This is a genomic window from Pseudomonas sp. FW306-02-D09B (assembly GCF_058782685.1).
In genome coordinates, this window is the sequence record NZ_JBYSXY010000011.1 from 16,668 (window position 1) to 37,082 (window position 20,415).

At 57.2% G+C, this 20,415-nt stretch carries 17 protein-coding genes and 1 tRNA gene; 11 read left to right on the forward strand and 7 right to left on the reverse strand.

Going from position 1 to position 20,415, the window contains the following annotated elements; translation table 11 throughout:
* Positions 1–69: 69 nt before the first annotated feature.
* Entirely contained in the window at positions 70–792 is a 723-nt protein-coding gene (locus tag AC3WK5_RS18500; protein WP_103315410.1) for a 1-acylglycerol-3-phosphate O-acyltransferase, read from the reverse strand.
* 214 nt (positions 793–1,006) lie between these two features.
* On the reverse strand, positions 1,007–1,696 hold the full coding sequence (locus AC3WK5_RS18505; RefSeq protein WP_054593306.1) for a crotonase/enoyl-CoA hydratase family protein: 690 nt from the start codon (positions 1,694–1,696) through the stop codon (positions 1,007–1,009).
* 308 nt (positions 1,697–2,004) lie between these two features.
* Here AC3WK5_RS18505 and AC3WK5_RS18510 point away from each other — a divergent pair.
* Both AC3WK5_RS18510 and AC3WK5_RS18515 read left to right on the forward strand, forming a co-directional pair.
* A tRNA-Ser gene (locus AC3WK5_RS18510) sits at positions 2,005–2,094 on the forward strand.
* 291 nt (positions 2,095–2,385) lie between these two features.
* Positions 2,386–3,069, forward strand: coding sequence for a hypothetical protein (locus AC3WK5_RS18515; RefSeq protein ID WP_103315409.1), 684 nt, complete (start codon positions 2,386–2,388; stop codon positions 3,067–3,069).
* 361 nt (positions 3,070–3,430) lie between these two features.
* Here AC3WK5_RS18515 and AC3WK5_RS18520 read toward each other — a convergent pair whose 3' ends face one another.
* The gene (locus AC3WK5_RS18520; RefSeq protein WP_103315407.1) at positions 3,431–4,879 is read right to left on the reverse strand and encodes an aminotransferase-like domain-containing protein; all 1,449 of its coding nucleotides are present in this window, start codon (positions 4,877–4,879) and stop codon (positions 3,431–3,433) included.
* Between the two features lie 305 nt (positions 4,880–5,184).
* Between AC3WK5_RS18520 and AC3WK5_RS18525 the strand changes: the two genes are divergently transcribed.
* The 8 genes from AC3WK5_RS18525 (at position 5,185) to AC3WK5_RS18560 (ending at position 14,581) form a co-directional block, all read left to right on the forward strand.
* Entirely contained in the window at positions 5,185–6,189 is a 1,005-nt protein-coding gene (locus AC3WK5_RS18525; protein ID WP_103315406.1) for an SGNH/GDSL hydrolase family protein, read from the forward strand.
* A gap of 178 nt (positions 6,190–6,367) precedes the next feature.
* Positions 6,368–8,560 carry an iron-containing redox enzyme family protein gene (locus AC3WK5_RS18530; protein ID WP_103315405.1) on the forward strand — a complete coding sequence of 731 codons (2,193 nt, stop codon included), beginning with the start codon at positions 6,368–6,370 and terminating at the stop codon, positions 8,558–8,560.
* A 33-nt stretch (positions 8,561–8,593) separates the two neighbouring features.
* Positions 8,594–8,980 carry a hypothetical protein gene (locus tag AC3WK5_RS18535; protein WP_256585138.1) on the forward strand — a complete coding sequence of 129 codons (387 nt, stop codon included), beginning with the start codon at positions 8,594–8,596 and terminating at the stop codon, positions 8,978–8,980.
* A gap of 102 nt (positions 8,981–9,082) precedes the next feature.
* Complete coding sequence (locus tag AC3WK5_RS18540; protein ID WP_103315404.1) at positions 9,083–9,706, forward strand: LysE family translocator; 624 nt, start codon at positions 9,083–9,085, stop codon at positions 9,704–9,706.
* Between the two features lie 98 nt (positions 9,707–9,804).
* Positions 9,805–11,646, forward strand: coding sequence for a carbamoyltransferase family protein (locus AC3WK5_RS18545; RefSeq protein WP_103315403.1), 1,842 nt, complete (start codon positions 9,805–9,807; stop codon positions 11,644–11,646).
* A gap of 201 nt (positions 11,647–11,847) precedes the next feature.
* Complete coding sequence (locus tag AC3WK5_RS18550) at positions 11,848–13,167, forward strand: aspartate aminotransferase family protein (RefSeq protein ID WP_103315402.1); 1,320 nt, start codon at positions 11,848–11,850, stop codon at positions 13,165–13,167.
* 95 nt (positions 13,168–13,262) lie between these two features.
* The gene (locus tag AC3WK5_RS18555) at positions 13,263–13,865 is read left to right on the forward strand and encodes a formyltransferase family protein (RefSeq protein WP_103315401.1); all 603 of its coding nucleotides are present in this window, start codon (positions 13,263–13,265) and stop codon (positions 13,863–13,865) included.
* A gap of 86 nt (positions 13,866–13,951) precedes the next feature.
* On the forward strand, positions 13,952–14,581 hold the full coding sequence (locus tag AC3WK5_RS18560; protein WP_054593296.1) for a LysE family translocator: 630 nt from the start codon (positions 13,952–13,954) through the stop codon (positions 14,579–14,581).
* A gap of 221 nt (positions 14,582–14,802) precedes the next feature.
* Here the strand turns inward: AC3WK5_RS18560 and AC3WK5_RS18565 are convergent, their stop codons facing one another.
* The 4 genes from AC3WK5_RS18565 to phbB all read right to left on the reverse strand — a co-directional run bounded on the left by AC3WK5_RS18565 (position 14,803) and on the right by phbB (position 18,991).
* Positions 14,803–15,069 (reverse strand): hypothetical protein, encoded by a 267-nt coding sequence (locus AC3WK5_RS18565; protein WP_103315400.1) that lies wholly within the window; start codon positions 15,067–15,069, stop codon positions 14,803–14,805.
* Between the two features lie 61 nt (positions 15,070–15,130).
* Positions 15,131–16,834, reverse strand: a complete 1,704-nt coding sequence (gene phaC / locus AC3WK5_RS18570) for a class I poly(R)-hydroxyalkanoic acid synthase (RefSeq protein ID WP_103315399.1) — start codon at positions 16,832–16,834, stop codon at positions 15,131–15,133.
* 167 nt (positions 16,835–17,001) lie between these two features.
* Positions 17,002–18,180, reverse strand: a complete 1,179-nt coding sequence (locus AC3WK5_RS18575) for an acetyl-CoA C-acetyltransferase (protein ID WP_103315398.1) — start codon at positions 18,178–18,180, stop codon at positions 17,002–17,004.
* Positions 18,181–18,244: 64 nt separating this feature from the next.
* A complete protein-coding gene (phbB, locus tag AC3WK5_RS18580; RefSeq protein ID WP_103315397.1) occupies positions 18,245–18,991 on the reverse strand; it encodes an acetoacetyl-CoA reductase in 747 nt (248 codons plus the stop codon).
* A 271-nt stretch (positions 18,992–19,262) separates the two neighbouring features.
* On the opposite strand from phbB, the gene AC3WK5_RS18585 reads away from it, so the two are divergent.
* Complete coding sequence (locus tag AC3WK5_RS18585) at positions 19,263–20,402, forward strand: AraC family transcriptional regulator (protein ID WP_103315396.1); 1,140 nt, start codon at positions 19,263–19,265, stop codon at positions 20,400–20,402.
* Positions 20,403–20,415: the final 13 nt, after the last annotated feature.

Sequence of the window (20,415 nt, forward strand, 5' to 3'; positions counted from 1 at the left end):
TAAGCTTGAGAGTCAGCAAAATCAGCGAAGTTCGCCGGCAAAAAGAAGCCCGCACGAGGCGGGCTTCATTCAGGCTGCTTGCAGCTGTCGATCCATCGATTCAATGCACTCGCGCATCTGTTCACGGCACTGGGCGATCAGCATCGGCATGTCGTCCATGCTCAAGCCGGCAGTAGGAATCGCCGGCAACGAGCGGATCAGGATCTTGCCACTGCGCCAGCGGTTCAGGCGCATATGATTGATGTAGCTGCTGACGCACACCGGCACGATTGGCACCCCGGCAGCGATGGCCATCTGGAACGCGCCTTTCTTGAATGGCAGCAATTCTTCACCCAGGTTGCGCGTGCCTTCCGGGAACACCCAGATCGAGGTGTCCTTGTGCTGCAAGGTGTTGGTGGTGGTGAGCATCGACTGCCGAGCCTTGTGCGCATTGCCACGGTCGATCAGCACATTGCCGGCCAACCAGAACAGCTGCCCGAACAACGGCACCCACTTCAGGCTTTTCTTGCCGATGCACACGGTGCGGTGCGGCACCACATTACCCAGCACGAACAGATCGTAGTTGGACTGATGGTTGGCGATCACCACGCAGCTTTGGGTCTTGTTCGTCAGCCCAGCGACGTCGGCCTTCACCCGCAATCGCAAAATGCACATCGCCGGCCAGGCATAAAGGCGCGCGCACAAACGACTGTTATCCGGATTGAACGGTCGGCACAGGCCAAGCACCACACCGAGCACACCCGCTACAGCAAAATGCAGACCCATCAATAACATGCGAAACAGATACAGCATCTACAGGCCCGCCGGGACAAAAGGTGGCGCAGTGTACGGATGTGCACTGTTTTCGGCAATTGCTGCTATAGAGGTAGGAGATAGGCGATGTTTAAGCGCATGTTTCAGACTGATAGCGTCAGATGCGGAGTAGAGCGGCTGAGGGACTGTAAACAGATCAGCCAAGAAAAAGCCCGACTCGGCGGTCGGGCTTTTCGTTGCTGCGCTTTCGGGATTAAACCAAGTGTTCCTGATCCTGGATGATCGCGTTGTCCAGTGTCTCCAGCAGGGCCTTGCGTACTTTGAGCTTGGTGTTCTTGTGCGCGGTCATGTTGATCTTCTTCAACTGACGCGCCATGGCCAGTGCGGCACCTTGCAGTTCTTCGGCAGAAACGACCTTGTCGAGGAAGCCAGCGTCCACAGCGCCCTGCGGATCGAACATTTCAGCGTTGATCACCGAGCGGTGGAACGCCGACTTGCGCAGACGATCACGGGCCAGCTCAATGCCGGCGTGGTGCATGGTCATGCCGATCTGTACTTCGTTCAGGCCAATGCTGAACGGGCCGTCGACGCCAATCCGGTAATCGGCCGACAACAGAATGAAAGCGCCCTTGGCTACCGCATGCCCTGGGCACGCGACGATCACCGGGAAGGGGTGCGACAACAAACGACGGGCGAGGGTCGAACCGGCAGTCACCAGACTCACGGCTTCTTTAGGGCCGGCCGTCATCACCTTCAAGTCATAACCGCCCGACAGAATGCCTGGCTGACCGGTGATGATCACCACCGCGCGATCCGTCACCGCCTGATCCAGCGCAGCATTAAACGCGGCAATCACGTCCGGCGAGATGGCATTTACCTTGCCATTGCTCAAGGTCAGGGTCGCGATACCGTCTTCGAGGTGGTAGGAAATCAACTCACTCATGACGCTATTCCTTGTATTGAAGTGGGGCAGACGTTACCCACCGTCGTAGGCCAGGTAAAGCGCCATGACTGACCGGCCAGTCAGCCAATTCACGCCCGCCCAGCGTAGCCGGCCATACGTACCGCGCATTGCCCTCTATATAGAAACATTCACCCGGCCGAAGATTGGCAGGTTTGCCATGCCTCCAAACCCGCCCGAACTCGTAAATCGCTTAACCGCATGAAAATTCTGAAAAAAATATTTGCCATCGGAAAAGCTTTCGACTACATTAGCGCGCCTCGACAGACAGAACATGTTTGAAGAGATACGGTGAAGTGTCCGAGTGGCTTAAGGAGCACGCCTGGAAAGTGTGTATACAAGAAATTGTATCGAGAGTTCGAATCTCTCCTTCACCGCCACATTAAGTAAACACAAACCCCTGATTTTCCTAGAGAAAGTCGGGGGTTTGTGGTTTTTGGCGTCTGAAAAAAGGCGATATGGGACCGCTATGGGACTGGCGCTCTATTTCGGTGCGTAAAAAGCAGGCTCTGACGAGAAGGCTTTGGAGTTTCCAATAAACGAGGGTGAAATTCCCGTGCTTCAGCGGTTCCCTTTGGTTATGGTTCTGCGCAATAGTGGCGTTTTGTTATTGCTTTCAGGAAGAGCTACTTACCTGGAAGCTCATCGGCAGTTCAACGCAGGGAAGCGCAGTGAAGACAGTTGTCACGACGGTTCTATTTTTGGGGTTGTGCGGCTGCGGTTCCGACTTTCGTAGCTCTGCGCCGACACTCTGGACAGATGGCATCATGCTGGAGCAGAAGAAGGTCACCGTAGATGATCAACATGCCAAAGTGATCATGCAGGCATCAGGCGATACGGCCAACCCAGTAGATTTTGAAGTGGTCCGAGGTAACGACCCGGATACACGTCCCGATCATCTGGGGACAGTAGTCAAACCGTTTCGCAATAAAGTCGGCGGCTGGTTCAGTCGTCTCAGCAGCGCGGTCTCCAAGCATTTCCCCCAGCTGGAAATACAGGCCGATCCCGGCCAGATTTTGCAGGTGGGCGGGTCATCGACGATTAGTAGTCAGATTCCGGCACCGGGTTATCGGACGCTTTACAACGAAGACTATGTATTCAACTCGTCGAAGAACAAGTTTGAGAAAAAGGTAACCGCCAATCCGACCGTCTCGTCGTATTACGCCTGTGGGCCGATCACAAGTACCTTTATTCCCGAGAAGCAAAAGGTCTATCTGGCGGAGTTTGTCTTCGTAGATAGGGGGGAAGGGTGTGAACTGCAGGTCTATGACATCACACAACCCGAACTACGTGTCCCGGTCGTTGCCATCAAGGGCGCGCAGCCCTCGTCCCGCAGGTCGTACCACTCCCCATAGGCTCTGTAGGAAACTTGCTTGATCGCCGCTCGGCGAGTTTTCGTAACGACCCTAATGAGCTTGAGAGGCACCTTGGTAGAAGGTGTGTTTCTGTTCCCCCGCCCTCTCGCTCAGTCTATTGAGCGTACTGACAAGCCAGCGTTCGAGATCATCCAAACCCAATCTGGATACCAGCGGGCACAAAGGACCAGACTCTCCAAAAACGTCGACTCCATGCCGCAGATGTTCGATCTCTTCGATGATCGTCACCCCTGCATTACCGCCAAAAAAACTCGGTGCCCAACGACCCGATCTCTGCGCTGCGGAAGCCGTTCTGTCGGAGATTCCGCCCCGTCTTCGATGCTATGCGGTCCGTTTAACGCTAAGCGTTGGGTGCCGGAGGCCCGAAACCTGAATCCAGGTGTATCAGTTGGCTGATGGTCTGGCCGACCTTGCTCACGGCCATTTCGATTTTTCGATTAGGTGCGTTGGCGAAGTTGAGCCGAATGCAGTTGCGGTATTTGCCAGCCGCCGAAAAGATGTTGCCGTTGGCGACTTGTACGTCTTGGGCTTCAAGCAGGCGGTTGAGGGAATAGGTGTCGAAATCTTCCGGCAGTTCGACCCACAAGGTAAAGCCGCCCTGCGGCTGGCTGACGCGGGTGCCTGCCGGGAAGTAACGACTGACCCATTCGGTCATCAGGTCGCCGTTGCGTTTGTATTGTTTGCGCATGCGTCGTAGATGCAGCAGGTAGTTACCCTTGGCGATGAATTCGGCGACGGCTAGTTGTGGCTGGGTCGCGGTGGTGCCGGAGCCGATGTATTTCATGTACAGCACTTGTTGCAGGTAGCGCCCCGGTGCAATCCAGCCGACGCGCAGGCCAGGCGCCAGTGTTTTGGAAAATGAACTGCAGAGCAGTACGCGGTTGTCTTCATCAAAGGACTTCAGCGTGCGCGGCCGTGGATAACGATGGGACAGGTCGCCATAGATGTCGTCTTCAATGATCGGCACATCGAAGCGTTGGGCCAGGCGGATCAGGGTGCGCTTGCGGTCGTCGGGCATGATGTAGCCCAGCGGATTGTTGCAGTTGGCGGTCACCTGGATGGCTTTGATCGGCCACTGTTCGAGGGCCATTTCCAGGGCTTCCAGGTTGATTCCGGTCACTGGATCGGTGGGAATCTCCAAGGCCTTCAAACCGGTGGCGTTGAGGATTTGCATCATCCCGTGGTAGCTCGGGGAGGCGATGGCAACGATGTCGCCCGGCACGCAAATCGCACGGATGGCGATTGACAGGGCTTCCTGGCAACCGCTGGTGACGATGATCTCGGCCGGGATCAGGCGGCAGCCGGAGTCGATGGCCAGCCGGGCGATTTGTTCGCGCAGGACCGGCACCCCTTGGAGGTGGTTGTATTGCAGGCTTTGGCTGTCGCTGCGCCGGTTGATGCGCGCCATGGCAGTGAGCAGCGGCTTGAGGGTAGGGGCGGTGACATCCGGCATGCCGCAACCCAACTGCACGACGCTGGCGCTTTGTTCGAAGCGCATCAGCTCCTGCACCATGTCCCACTGGGAAATGTCCACCGGCCGCAAGGTCGGGCGGCCCATCTGCGGCAGTTCCGGCATGCGTCGGTCAGTCGGCACGAAGTAACCGGACTTGGGGCGCGGTATCGCCAGCCCCGAAGATTCAAGTACGCGATAGGCCTGTTGCACGGTGGTCAGGCTGACGCCGTGTTCCTGGCTTAGCGTACGCACAGAGGGCAGGCGCTCGCCTGGCCCATAAAGGCCCTGCTCGATGCGGCTGCTGATGAATTCGGCGAGGTTCAGATAGAGAGTCATGGATTTGACTGTAGCGTGTCATCTGTAGCTTAAGAAGCTACAGATTGGACTTATTTTGAAATATTTTTCGCCAAAAAAAGCCAACTGTATTGAAAAAAATAGCCGGTGCTGTATCTGCAATACACACAGACACCTTGGGATGATAGTTCTTCTGGGGTGCAGGAATGTCCAGTAGAGACGCTAGTCGCAACATTCCAAGGCGGCGCCCCGTGTTTTGGGAAAAATCCTACAAATTCAGACGTCTGGCAGCGGCTTAGAACGCTTCCGGCACATGATCAGCGATTACTGATGAGGATGAAGGCGGTATGACGGCAAGGATGACACTCACTCCGCAGATGGCTGAATACGAGCAAAAGTTTACTGACGGCGGCGAAGTTCGCTGGTTACCGTATTTGATGTATTTCCATCCGGCCAACCACCGCTCGCCGGTGGTCAACACTGACAGTGTGGGCTTTCGCTACTCTGAATCTCTGGGCGTCGAGTATTCGGCGGCTGATTGCGACAAAAGCGGCAGTGTTCGCCTGTTGGCCGGCAGTTCTACAGTATTCGGTATCGGTGCCAGTTCCGACAGTTGCACCTTGTCTTCGCGCCTGTCGGCGAACGATCCGCGCGGTCAACGCTGGCTGAACTTCGGCGGTCGCAGTTTCAACTCAACCCAAGAACTGATGCTCTTCACGCTCAACCGCCACCTGCTGCCAAAGGTGGATGAGATCGTGCTGTTTTCCGGGTTCAACAACCTCGGCTTGGCACGCCAGCCAAAGGAGTACCGCGGCGAGCACGGGGCCTTTTTCAACTGCCATCAGTTCTTCAGTGCATTCGCGCCCGAGCAGCCAACGCACAGCTCGTGGAGCCTCACCAACCTGTTCGGCAAGACCCAGGAGCCAGAGCCACCGGCTCCGCCGTCGATGGGAGAGCAGATCGACTACGCGGCCAACCTGACGCTGCAACAATTGGATATCTGGCGCGCCCTGGCCAAGGATATGGGTGCGAAGCTGACCTTCATTTTGCAACCGCTGGCCGGCTGGATTCGGGCAAAAGGTTGCAGTGAAGAGGAGCAACTGTTTGCCGAACTGGATCAGGCCGGAAATTTCACTGAGATGTATGGCGATATTTTGCAGACCCGTGTACGTGAAGCCTATGCCGCACAGTTGCGCGAAGGGGCGCACAAAATGGGTGTGGGCTTTGTCGATATCACGCCGTTACTGGCCGAAGCGCTGGGCCCGGATGACTGGCAGTTCGTCGACCGGATTCACTTCACCGACAAAGGCAATGACCTCGTTTCAAAGCTCATTCTTGATGCCACTCACTAAAGGGAAACTGTGATGAAATCGATCAAAAAATTTATCCAACGCCTCTTCGGTAAAAAGAAGAAAAAGCCGGACTCCTCCATTTATCCGATGTTCTGACGTTCGCTTATTAACGTCACTTGCACTGAACAGGATGTTGGCAATGGATGGCTCGGTTTCAAATCACGCAAGGGCGGGGGATGTGTGGCGCCAGCTGTATCGCTCGGCGATCAGTCCCGAAAGCTTTTTGGATGATGTGCATCTCAAAAGCCTGATGCAGGCGCGCGCGCCAGCTACCGGTGAAGCCAGTCCTGGCTTGTCGGAACTGGCGCAACAGATCGACTGCTGGCGGGTCGAACAGGGCACGGCCTATAGCGCCGTGGCCGCTGCCGCTGCGCAACACGGGAATGCCAAGACATTTGCCCAGGCGCTGGCTATTTACTCGGCGCCGATGGCGTCGATTCTGGGTTGCTGGCTGCAAGGCATGAGTGCGCCCGGGGTCTTCGAAGATAATGCACAGCTGAAAATCATGCAGCTGTTTGCTCATGACGTCGGCGTGGGCCGCCCCCGGGCCTCACGCGCCGATCACTTCAAGGCGCTACTTGGTCAGCTGGAACTGAAGTCCTATGCGGTAGCGCCTTTCGAACTTTCGATGTTACCCGACTTAAGCGATGAGGCCTTTGAGTTACCCGCGCTGTTGCTGGCCCTCAGCCGTCGCAGCGATGAGTTTGGCGATGTGCTTTGCGGCATTGATTGGGCGCTGCGTACGGTTGGCCTTTGCCCTGGCTGGGCCGTCTTGGGGCAGCTTGAAAGCCTGCCGTTGGACATCCGGCGGCTGGATTTGAACGAGCCGTTCGGGGGGCTGGACGAGACCTCGCCGCTGGCGATCGCGCAGTGGATCAGCAATCAGGTCGCCGCTCAGGGAGAAGCCCGGCATGCCGAGCTGATCCGGGGTGCCACCTGGTTGTTCTCGGCGCTGTGGCGCTGGAATGCCCAGCTCTACAACGCGGCACTGGTAGCCTCGTCACCGCAGTATGCGATGGCGCAACTGATCCAGCGGCTGGCTCGGGTTGGTGCGGTTTATCACCAGAATTACCTGGTGGAAGGACGTAGCCTTTCCGAGTGGCTCAAGGATGCGCAAACCGATCCGCTACCGCTGTTGGACGTCCTGTCGCGCAGCCGCTTGATCGTGCCCGGCAATGCACAGAAAAGTATTTTGGTCACCAGCCTGGTTGCGCCGACCGGGCGTATGTTCCGAATCTTCAGCGACGACGACCTGAGTGTGATTCGTAAATGGATCGACTGGCTGCCCCAAGCAGTACATAGCGAACCCTTACCTCGACAGTCGATCATCAACCCTACCGATGCAAGCGTTATCCGCTCCCTGGCCGAGACCCGCCATACGTCTCTCGGTCACTGGCCGAAAAGCCTGCGCGAGGCCTACTTTGTCTTGCAGGGGCGCGCGCTCGGGCCAACCACCCAAGCCTTTGCCCACGCCTACGTGACGCGTTGGCTGGAGCGCTCAAGCCGTTCGCTGGAGACTTCCGGGCGTCCGCTACCTGAGTACTGGGGCGTGAACGTGTTGCGCTCTTGGTTGCTGGACAAACATGACCAGAACGGCGAGCAGTTCGATGAAAGCGATCCAGAACAACTGCCGACCCGTGAAGAAATTGTCGAGTCGACCCTACAGTTGGCGCCCCTGACGTTAATCGACGGCGCTTGGTTGCAGGGTTTCACTGACTTTGACCTGGCGTCCTCGCCTATTGGCTATGCGCTGTTTCAAACCTATTGGGATGAACTGGGCAACGGCGTTTACGCGTTGAATCATCCAAAGATTTATCGCGACGGTTTGCGTCAGATGGGGCACGAGTTGGCGCCGACCGGCAGTCTTGAGTTTGCCCAAGACCCGCGTCTGGACGAGGACTCGTTCCGCTTGCCGGTGTATTGGCTGTGCCTGGGCAAATTGCCGGTGACGTTTATGCCGGAGACGCTCGGCATGAACCTGGCGATGGAATTATCTGGCGTGGGCGGCAGTTACCGTTTGGCGCGGCGTTTCCTGCGTCATTACGGTTTCAGCACGGCCTTTGTGGACTTGCACAACACCATCGACAACGTCTCCACCGGGCACTCGGCCTGGGCCGCCGATGCGATTGACGCCTACATGCGCAAGATTGCCGCAGGCGGTGCGCAGTCGTTGGCCGAGCATTGGCAGCGGGTGCGGGTGGGCTATGAATCCCTGGCACCGATGCCGGGCAAGTGGACTTCGGTGTTGCGCCGGTTGGGGGTCGGGTCCGCCGGGAGGGTGTTGCCGCGTGCCGGACGCCAGGCCTCTTCGCAACAGCTCTTCCACCATTTGCCGATCACCCGCAAGACATTGGTGGAAGTGGCCGGCTAATAAACGGCTAATAAAAACTACAAGGAGCTACACATGTCTCTGGTCAATGTGCACAACGAGTGGGATCCCCTCGAAGAGATGATTGTTGGCGTCGCCACTGGCGCACGGGTGCCACTGCCTGATAAAGGCTTGTTCGCCCTCGACTATAGCGAGCACCACACCGATCAAGAGGGCATTCTGCCGATCGGCCAGACCCTCATCGAAGCACCGATGGCCTTGTGTAGCCGGTATTTCGAACCCTTCGCCTATCGCAAGCATGTGCAGGACTATTTCGCCAGCGGCGCCAACTGGATCTCGGCACCCAAGCCGCAATTGGCCGATTCCACTTATCGAGTCAACCCGTCACTGGCGGTGATCAATGATCAGCAGGTTCCGTTTATCCGCGCGTTGGAAAACAGGGTGTCGACGTGGCGCCATTGAAGATGCGCCATGCTCGTAGTTTGAGTGGTGGTTTCCATTGTGTGTCGCTCGACATCCGTCGGCGCGGGACGCTGGAAGATTACCGTTGATAAGGGTGTGACGATGCAAACCCTGGATTACTACTCGATCATTTTGTTTGTCATTGCCACCTGCGTCACGCCGGGGCCTAACAACGTCATGTTGATGTCGTCGGGAGCGAACTTTGGCATCGGGCGCACGATGCGCCACGTGGCGGGGATCAACATCGGTTTTCCACTGATGCTGATTGCCGTCGGGGTGGGGGCCGGGGCGATTTTTCAACAATACCCCAGGCTTCACGATGTATTGCAGGTGGTGGGTGCGCTGTACCTGTTGTACCTGGCCTACCAGATCGCCAGCGCGCCGACCGTGGACCTTGACGACAAGTCTGGAAAGCCCTTGGGCTTCACCCATGCGGCATTGTTTCAGTGGATCAACCCCAAGGCCTGGGTGATGGCGGTGGGTGCGGTGCTGACGTATACCTCGCCGGTCGATGCCTACGGTTTTCAGATTTTGCTGATCGCGCTGCTGTTTTTTTTGTTCGGCTCGCCGTGTTCGATGGTTTGGGTGTTTTTTGGGCAATACCTGCGGCGCTTCTTGACTCACCCGCAGCGTTTGAAGGCGTTCAATATCACCATGAGCCTGGTGCTGGTGGCGTCATTGATACCGGTATTGAAAAGCTTGCCGTTCGGCGAGTGGTGGTCTTGAAGGTATTTATAAAAGCAAGAGTTACCGAGAAGCCAGTAGATGCGTCTGGCGAAAGGGATTCCATGTATTGGCATGATGCTAAGAGGATGCACGTTTAAATGGCTATTTATGTATTAGGGATCTCTGCCTTCTATCACGACAGTGCTGCCGCCTTGGTGAAAGATGGCGTCCCGGTTGCAGCTGCCCAGGAAGAGCGTTTCACCCGCGTGCGGCACGACGCGGCATTTCCGGCCCAGGCGATTCAGTATTGCCTGGATGTCGAGGGTATTACCCTGGATGACCTGGAGGCCGTGGTCTATTACGAAGACCCCCAGGAGAAGTTCTCACGGGTCATTTCCTCCTTTGCCAGTGGCGGCATCGGTGGCGCACGAACGTTCATCAACGCGATGCCGGAATGGATTCGTTGGAAGTGGAACGTACTCAAGTTCGTCGATGAAAAACTCGAAGAGCTGGAGCGGGGCAAAGCCCCGCGCACCCAGGCGTCCCAGCACCATCGCTCCCACGCCGCTGCGGCGTTCTACCCGTCGCCGTTCGAGAACGCCGCGGTACTGTGCATTGACGGAATCGGCGAATGGCACTCGACCACTATCTGGCAGGGCGAGGGCTCCAGGCTTGAGCTGAAGAACTCGATTTCGTACCCGCATTCGGTGGGCCTGTTCTATTCGGCGATGACCTATTACTGCGGCTTCAAGGTCGATTCCGGCGAATACAAACTGATGGGCCTGGCGCCTTACGGTCAGCCGATCTACGCCGACAAGATTCGCGATGAGCTGATTAATATCCGTCCTGACGGCTCCTTCACCCTGAACATGAAGTACTTCGAATACCTGCGTGGCGAGCGCATGGTGGGCGAGGCCTTTGAAGAGCTGTTCGGTGGGCCGATCCGTAAACCGGAAAGCCCGATTTCCCAGCGTGAGTGCGACCTCGCGGCTTCGGTCCAAAAAGTCACGGAAGAGGTGGTGCTGGGGTTGGCGACCGCTGCGGTCAAGCAGACCGGTAAACGTAATCTGTGCCTGGCCGGAGGCGTGGCGTTAAATTGCGTGGCCAACGGCGTGCTCAGCCGTTCCGGGCGTTTCGACTCGATCTGGATCCAGCCGGCGGCCGGCGATGCCGGTTGCGCGCTGGGTGCGGCGATGGACTATTCGGTCAAGCGTACCGGGCGTCCACACCTGACCGGGAGAAAAGCTGACGCCATGAGCGGTAGCCTGCTGGGACCAGGATTTGGCGACGAAGAGATCGAAGCGTTCCTGCGCGAAAACAACTACCCCTACACCCGCTACGACGATGCCCAGCTGTATGACCAGGTCGCCAGCCGTCTGGCTGACGGTGCGGTAGTCGGCTGGTTCCAGGGGCGTATGGAATTTGGTCCGCGGGCCTTGGGCGCACGTTCGATTCTCGGCGATGCACGCAACCCCGAGATGCAGCGCACCATGAACCTGAAGATCAAGTACCGCGAATCGTTCCGGCCATTTGCGCCAGCGGTCCTGGCTGAAGACGCCAAGACCTATTTCGATATCTGTGAAAGTAGCCCGTACATGTTGATGGTCGCGCCGGTGACCGACTCCATCAAATCCGCGCATTCGCTGAAAGAAGGTGGTCCCGCGCGTGGGTTGGGCAGCATCAACGATATTCGCTCGCAGTTGCCGGCCGTGACTCACGTCGACTTATCGGCTCGGGTGCAAACCGTGACCGAAGAAAATAACGCACCGTTCACTTATCTGCTGCGCAGTTTCAAAGCGCGTACCGGTTGCTCGGTGTTGGTTAACACTTCGTTCAACGTGCGTGGCGAACCCATCGTGTGCAAGCCGCAAGAAGCTTATGCCTGCTTCATGCGTACGGAAATGGACGTGCTGGTGCTCGGCCGTTTCGTGCTTGAGCGTCCTGGTCAGCCAGCGTTCGTTGAAGAAGTCGACTGGCGCAGCGAAATCCCGCTGGATTGATGTTCACCTTTAACAATAAGGAGATTTTTTCGTGCTCAGGTTCCTCGCGTTTCTTATGTTCATCGTTGTACTGCTGCCCATTGGATTGACCCGCTCGGTCTTTCATTCCTCGCGTTTTGGCCGGAATTTTCACCAGGCCCCGACGGCATGGGATCATCCGGCAAAGGGAAAATAGCCCCAACAGCCCAAGGACTCACGCCCATGTCAAAGGTCATTTACAAAAACCTGAATATCTCACCGATCCTCGCCGTCAAGGGGACCGGTGTCTGGCTCGAAGATGTTTCAGGCAAGCGTTACCTTGATACCTGTGGTGGTGTAGCGGTGTCGAGCCTTGGGCATGCGCATCCGCGTATCGTGGCGGCTTTCGAGCGAGAAGCGAAAAAGCTCGCTTGGGCCCATGCCGGCAGTTTCACCACGGCAGCCGCCGAAGAGCTGGCTGAACAGTTGGTGGACGCTTCCGGTGGCTTGGCGCGGGCGCAGTTTCTGTCGGGCGGTTCGGAGGTCATGGAGTTGGCGATGAAAATCGCCTACCAATATCAATGTGAGCGTGGCTTGCCCTCCAAGTCGACGTTCATTTCGCGGCGCCAGAGCTATCACGGCAGCACCTTGGGCACCCTGAGTATTTCCGGGAATGCCCAACGCCAGTCGGTGTTCGGGCCACTGTTGCCGCCCGCTGAATTTGTTTCGCCGTGTTATGCCTATCGTGAACTGCGTGTAGGCGAGAGCGAAGAGCAGTACGCCACGCGTCTGGCCCAGGAGCTGGACGACAAAATCAACGCGCTGGGCAGCGAAAATGTCGCCGCGTTCTTCGCTGAAACCGTTGTTGGCTCGACCAACGGGGCGGTTCCTCCCGTCCCCGGCTACTTTCGCAAAATCAAGGAGGTCTGCGAGCGTCACGACGTTCTGCTGATCCTCGATGAAGTGATGGCGGGCATGGGCCGCACCGGCCAGATGTACGCCTATGCCGATGACGGGATCGTGCCGGACATGGTGGCCGTGGGCAAAGGGCTTGCGGCCGGTTACATGCCCATTTCAGCGTTGCTGGTTAGCGACCGGGTGCATTCAGTCATGGCCCAGGGTTCCGGGGTGCTGGGCAACGGCCAAACCCATGTCAACCATCCGCTGGCGTGCGCGATTGCTTTGGAAGTACAGAAGGTCATCGCTGAAGAAAACCTGTTGGCAACGGTTCGCACCCGTGGCGAACAATTGCGCAGTTGGCTCAGAGAAAGCCTGGCTGACGTTGATACCGTTGGCGATGTGCGGGGCCGTGGTTTGTTTGTCGGCCTCGAATTCGTCGAAACCCGCACGGGTAAAGAGCCGTTTCGTGGTGGCGGGGCGTATGCAGCCGCCCTCAAGCAGGAAGCCTTGAAGCGCGGTTTGCTGATCTATCCCGGCAGTGGAACCGTCGATGGCACTCACGGCAATCATGTGCTGTTTGCGCCGCCCTTTATTTCCAGCGAGGCCGAAGTCGCCGAGATGGTCGAACGTTTCAGTGCAGTTGTAAGGGCCGTCGGTCAATGACGGTTCGCTCTTTTTGCGCAGGCGCGAGCACGTTCGCGACAGTTGCTCAGCGCTTGCCGGTTTCACCGTTACTACTCGTTGATGGGGAATAGAAGATGCAGATGATTGAGCCATGCAAGGACAAAGTCCTCCTTTCGGTGTGCACCATGGACTGGTGCGATCACGGAGTCGAGTTCGCCAAAACCGTGTTTTCCAACCTTGAAGTGTTCTGCTGGGATCCCGGCGATCCTTATCCCTATCACCTGGATGACTGGGAAGGCGATTGGATAATTTCCTATCGCGGCGACTTTATCTTCCCGGAAAGTATTTATAAGAACGCCCGCAAGGGCGCGATCAACCTGCACCCAGCCCCGCCTAAATACCGTGGGCTGGGCAGCCAGCACTATGCGATTTACTACAACGATGAAACCTACGGTTCGACTTGCCATCACCTGGCGCCTTCGGTCGATAGCGGGGAGATCATCCATGTCGCGCGCTTTAACGTTGCTCCCGCCGAGACGGCGTCTTCGCTCCGTTTGCATGTGGGCGCGTATTGCTTGCAGCAGTTTATTCATCTGCTCACCGATTACATCCTGCAAGGGCGGTCGTTGCCGGTTTCACCGGAGCGCTGGGGCGAGCGGCTGTACAAGCAATCCGAACTGAAACCCTGGATGGAAAAAATTCGCGCCCAGGAGCCCGATCATCGTTGCTTCAAATAAGTGCTTTTTTGGGGGAAGCTTCAGGCCGATAGCGGCCTGAAGGGTGTGCATTGCGCGCGTTGGTGCGACTGATAAGAGACCGTCATATGTTTGATCTTTCGAGCTTCGGAGCCGCGCTGGCGGTCTATGTCATCGGCACCGCCAGCCCCGGTCCGGGTAACCTGGCGATTGCCAATACCTCCCTGAACTTTGGGCGTACGCCTGGGCTGGCGTTGGCGGCGGGGGTCATTTCCGGTTCGCTGTGCTGGGGGGCAATGACTGCGGCTGGGGTATCGGCGTTGCTGCTTTCCTACACGCAGATTCTGGTCTGGCTGAAAGTCCTTGGCGCCTGCTATTTGTTCTTTCTGGCCTACAAGTCGATTCGCGGTGCACTGGCACACAATGCCACCACGGTTGCTCGAGCTCGCACCAAACAGACCAGGAACATTGGGTATTATTTACAAGGACTGGGTATTCACCTCACCAACCCAAAAGCCGCCTTGACCTGGTTCACCGTGACCACGGTCGGGCTTAGCGCGAATGCACCCGCCTGGGCCAGTTTTGTCCTGGTGGCCGGTTGTGCCGTACTCGGGTTCCTGATCTTCAGTACTTACGCGTTGGCGTTTTCAGCCCATTCGGCTGAACCGTTTTTCACTCGAACGCGAAAATCGTTCGGGATGATCTGCGCAGCCTTCTATTCGATCGTCGCGATTGGGTTTATCAGCTCGTTGTTTTAATGCTGATGCAAAAACCAGATGTCACGCCGCATTCTTCACGCCTTCCTGACCCCCGACGCCAAAGGCGATGGTGTCCATCTGAATTTGGACTGCACCCCAAAGGTTAGACATAACCGATGGGGTGTTCCATGGGAAAGCACACGGGGCAGGCGAAGCGTTCAGCGGTGCAGGATTACTGCTCTGGTATCAGGTGGATCAGCGTTGGCGATCCGCGAGAATGCTTAACCTGGCATTGTCCAGGATTGCAGCGTGTAACCCTCCTGGCTCAACTCGGTGCGCACCTCCTCCAGCAGGCGTTCCAGCTGCGTCGGGTCGGAATAGGCACTGCTTGGAATCAGTTTGCGACAAATACGCGTGTTGGCCTGGTCGATGACACTCAGGCTCAGTTCGCCAGTACCGTCTTGCGGAGCCCAGGCGACACACTGAAAAGGTTTGAATGCGTGGCTGGCAATCAAAAGTGCTTCGTTGATACGGAACGGGGTGCTCACGGGTCGTCTCTCCTTAGTACCCAAATAAATGATGTGTCGCGCTCTGGCCCACCGCAGTCTTTCATTGCTTTACATAACTGCCTGGCGCCGGCTCCAGAGGCGGGTATTTGTCATTCCCGGTGTGCGCAACCGCTGGTTGGCGCTCGCCGGAGTGTCCCGCCAGCCAGTTGAACCAATCATTCCACCAGCTACCGGGTTGCTGCTCGGCATTCTTGAACCAGGTCTCCGGGTTTTTCGTGACCCGATTGTTGGTCCAGTAATGGCGCTTCTGCTTGGCGGGTGGATTGATGACACCGGCGATATGCCCGGAAGCGCCCAGTACAAAGCGCTTGGTTCCGGACAGCAGGTTGGTACTGGCGTAGGCGCTTTTCCAGGGCACGATGTGATCGTCATGGGTGGAGAGGATGTAAGCGGGAGCGTCGATTGCACGCAAATCCAGCTTGGCCCCACAGCACTCAAGCTCACCTGATTTCAAATCGTTCTGCAGATAGGTGTGGCGCAGGTACCAGCAGTACATCGGGCCCGGAAGGTTGGTGCTGTCGTTATTCCAGAACAGCAAATCAAGTGGAATCGGCTTCTGACCCTTGAGGTATTTGTCGACGTTGTAGTTCCACCACAAGTCGTTGGGGCGCAGCAGGGAGAAGGTATTGCCCATGTCTTCGCCACGAAACAGGCCGATGGGGCCATTTATGCCGCCGATGGTGCGCTCTCGATAGGCCACCAGTTCTTCGTCGACGAAAATGTCGATGGGACCGGTATCCAGGTAGTCAAGGAACGTGGTCAACAGGCTCACGCTGGCGATCTCTCGATCACCGCGTGCAGCCAGTACGGCCAGCGCAGTGCTCAACAGGGTGCCGCCGATGCAGAAACCCACGCAATTGAGTCGCTGCTCGCCACTGATCTCACGGGTCACTTGCAGGGCGTCGATGACCCCGTGCTCAATCAGGTCATCCCAGGTGGTGCCCGCGTGTTCCTCATCAAAGTTGCGCCAGGACATCAGGAATACGGGATGTCCCTTTTCCAGCAGATGGCGGACCATCGAGTTGTCCGGGCGCAGATCAAGAATGTAGTACTTGTTGATCGACGGCGGTACGACGAATACCGGATGTCGGTACTGGGTCTCGCTTTGCGGGTAGTACTGAATGAGCTGGAAGAGGTGATTTTCGAAGACGATTTCTCCCGGAGTGTTGGCCAGATCGACGCCAACCGTGAAGGCACCGCTATCACACTGGCGCATTTTGCCTTCGTTCATGTCGCTGGCCAGATGCTGCAGACCGGTGATCAGGCTGGCACCTTTTGTCTCAACCGCACGCTGGAGCGCATCAGGGTTACTAACCAGAAAATTGCTTGGCGCACTGGCGGCAATGGCTTGCTCCACCAGATAGCGCAGGCGTTGGCGCGGTTTCTTATCGTCGATCAGCAGCTTGTCGAGCAGTTTCAGGAGAAAGCTGGAGTTGAGCAGGTAAAACGCAGCGAGGGAGCCGAACAGTGGCTCGCTCCAGTTGCCGCTGGCGAAACGTCGATCATCGAAGCTGAAGGATTGGCCGGTCAGCAGTTTTTGGCCGAGTTGGCCCCATTGAACCTGGTAGTCCGCTTGAAGGCTGTCCAGGGTTTCGCGAGGCAACTCGAACCAGGCGCCGTACTCATGTCCGGAAAACCAGGGATTAGTGCTGACCCATAGGCGCAATTGCTGCACTGCCAAGGATGCGATGAACGGAACCTGGCCTGACCAATAGGTCTTGAATGTATGCGCGTTGTTGTCCATTAAAGTTCCTTGCCCATACCGATGAGCCGGGCAGAAAAAAGCCGCGCTTTGCCGGACTCCGGCGCAGCGACGGCAGGAATGCAGGCAGTTTTGTTTGACGCCAGCCTGATGCGCGGAACAAGGTCCCAGGTCCCAGTTCCGCGCATTGGCTACTCAAATGCCGTTGGTTAGCGCTCGATAGCCAGGCCGACGCCTTGTCCGCCACCGATGCACAAAGTGGCCAGACCCTTCTTGCCGTCGCGACGGATCAGTTCGTGCACCAGCGACACCAGAATCCGTGCTCCCGACGCGCCGATCGGATGGCCAAGGGCGATCGCGCCGCCGTTGACGTTGACCTTGCTGGTGTCCCAACCCAACTCTTTGCCAACCGCCAGCGCCTGGGCGGCGAAGGCTTCATTGGCTTCGATCAGGTCCAGGTCCTCGACGTTCCAGCCAGCCTTTTGCAGGGTCAGACGCGTAGCCGGGACCGGGCCGATGCCCATGATCGACGGGTCCACACCGGCGCTGGCATAGGCTTTGATCCGTGCCAGTACCGGAAGGCCCAGCGCTTGTGCTTTAGCGGCGCTGGCCAGCAACAGTACGGCGGCGCCATCGTTGAGGGTCGAAGCATTGCCGGCGGTCACGCTGCCGTCTTTCTGGAATGCCGGTTTGAGTTTGGCCAAGGCTTGCGCAGTACTGTCGATACGCGGCTGTTCGTCGGTGTCGAAGACCAGTGGTTCGCCCTTACGCTGAGGAATCAGGATCGGGGTGATTTCGCTCTGGAATCGCCCGCCCTCAATGGCAGCGGCGGCCTTCTGTTGCGAGGCGGCGGCGAAGGCATCCTGCGCTTCACGAGAGATCTCGTACTTTTGCGCCAGATTCTCAGCGGTGATACCCATGTGGTAGTCGTTGAAGGCATCCCACAGGCCATCCTGGATCATGCTGTCTTGCAGTTGCGCATGACCCATGCGCAGACCCGTGCGTGCCTTGGGCAGAACGTAGGGAGCCAGACTCATGTTTTCCTGACCTCCAGCGATCACCAGTTCTGCGTCGCCGCAACGGATTGCCTGGACGGCGAGATGGACCGCCTTGAGACCCGAGCCGCAGACCTTGTTCAAGGTCAGGGCAGGCGTGGTGTGTGGCAAGCCTGCCTTGATCGCCGTCTGGCGGGCCGGGTTTTGCCCAGCGCCGGCAGTGAGTACCTGGCCGAGGATCACTTCATCAATTTGAGCAGCATCGATACCCGTCTGCTCCAGCAAGCGGCGAATCACTGCGGCACCCAGTTCGGTCGCGGGAATTGCAGACAAAGCACCCTGGAAACTGCCGATGGCGGTACGAGTAGCGGCAACGATTACGACTTCGTTCATGCGTGACCTCATTGAAAAGACAAAATTCGTCGAACACACCAGGGCATTCATGCCCTGGTTGGGCTTACTGCATGTTCATGCCGCCGTTTACCGAGAAGTCGGCACCGGTGCTGTAGGCGGACTCATCGGAGGCCAGCCAGGCCACGATTGAGGCGATTTCTTCGGGTTGGCCAAGGCGACCAACCGGAATGCCGGCAATCATGCCGTCCAGAATGTCCTTGCGGATTGCCGCAGTCATGTCGGTCTGGATGTAGCCTGGGGAGACGGTGTTGACGGTCACGCCCTTGCCGGAAACTTCCCGGGCCAGTGCCATGGTGAAACCATGGATGCCAGCCTTGGCGGCCGAATAGTTGGTCTGACCGAACTGTCCACGCTGGCCGTTGATCGACGAGATGTTGATGATCCGCCCCCAACCCTTGGAGAGCATGCCTTCGATGACTTGCTTGGAGGTGTTGAACAAACTGTTCAGGTTGGTCCCGATCACCGCGTTCCAGTCTTGCGGGGTGAGCTTGCGGAAGGACGCGTCACGAGTGATGCCCGCATTGTTGACCAGTACGTCGATCGGCCCGAAGTGTTCGCGCACCATCTCAAAGGCCTTGCGGGTCGATTCCCAATCGGTGATGTCGGTTTCGACGCATTCGAATTGATAGCCTGCTGCAAGCTGTGTTGCCATCCAGTCATCCTTGCGGCTGGAGTTGGCGCTGCAGCCGACAATGACTTTGAAGCCTTCCTTGTACAGACGTTGGCTGATGGCTGTACCAATGCCGCCCATACCACCTGTTACTACCGCAATACGACTACGCAACTCCATATTTCAACTTCCTTTTTTTTGCGCTGCAGGAGCGAAGATTGTTCGATATCAACGGTTCGTGCGGAAGTGTTGGTAGGTGACGTATTCGTGTCCATCGGTGCCACACAGGCGTTTTAGACGGCTTGCAAAAAATGAGGAGTACCTATACTGGGATCAATACTTGAAACGGAGCGGATAATTAATATTCGTGAAACATGGCTGAAATATGTTCAGCGTAGGTCAATATCGGCTCCGGACAGGATGTTCGGTTCCACAGGTTATTGAGGGCGCTATGTATAGAATGAGTTCAGGTTATGCAGGCATGCTGGCGAATACGCTTTTGGCTCAGGGGCTGGACGTTACCGGTCTGTGCCAGGAGGCGGGACTGGACGTCGAGTTCGTGAATAAACCTGGAGCATACTGCGAGCGAAGCGTTATCTATCGTCTTTGGGATCTGGCTGCTCAGGCCTCGGATGATCCGAACATCGGTTTGAAAGCCTACGGGAGTTTCCACCCCGGCGTTTTTCAGATCGTGGGCTACACGATGATGTCCAGTTCGAATCTGAAGAGGGCGCTCGAACGCCTGGTTCGTTTCAGCCCGTTGATAAGTACCGGATTCAGCCTTTTCTTTGTTCAGGAGCAGCAACATTTCCGTCTGGCCAGCCTCGATCATCAGCAACGTGGCTCGGTCAAACCCCGGCAATATACGGATGCAGGCCTGGCTTCGCTGCTGGGTTTCTGCCGCTGGCTGGCGGGTGGCAAGTCGCCGCAGCCGTTGAGTGTAGAGTTCGCTTATCCCGAGCCTGAAGATACGTCGGAGCATCAGCGGCTTTTTGGCTGCCCGCTGCGTTTCGGGGCGGCTTATGACAGCATCCTGTTCGATGGCGAGGAGCTTCTGAGTCCTTTGAGTATGGCCAACGAGGCGCTCGCCGTACTCCATGACAGTTTTGCCGAGGCTCAACTGGACCAGTTGTCTGGCTGCTCTATTGTTGGCAGGATTCGCGCGCTGATTATCGAGCGCTTGAGCCAGGGGCAGGGCCAAGGGCAATGTGATATGGAATCGATTGCGGCGGCACTGAACGTCAGCAAACGAACGCTTCAGCGAGGTCTTGAGAAGGATGGCACGCAATTCAAGGATGTCCTGAACGATGTGCGCCGGCAGTTGGCCGACTTCTATTTGCGCCATTCTCGTTTCAACATGAAGCATGTGACGTATCTGCTTGGCTTTCATGATCACAGCAGCTTCCATAAGGCATGCACCCGTTGGTTCGGCATGCCCCCCGGTCAGTATCGAACCGATGAGTCGTTGTTTGCGCTCGAGGAAGTCGCGGCCGTGCCGGTGCCGGTCCGAGCCATGAACTCCGTCGGTCTGCGCAGAGACCATAAGATTGCAGGCTTCGCCAGCGCCTACGCCGAACGGATACACCGCTAATCCCTGTGGCGGG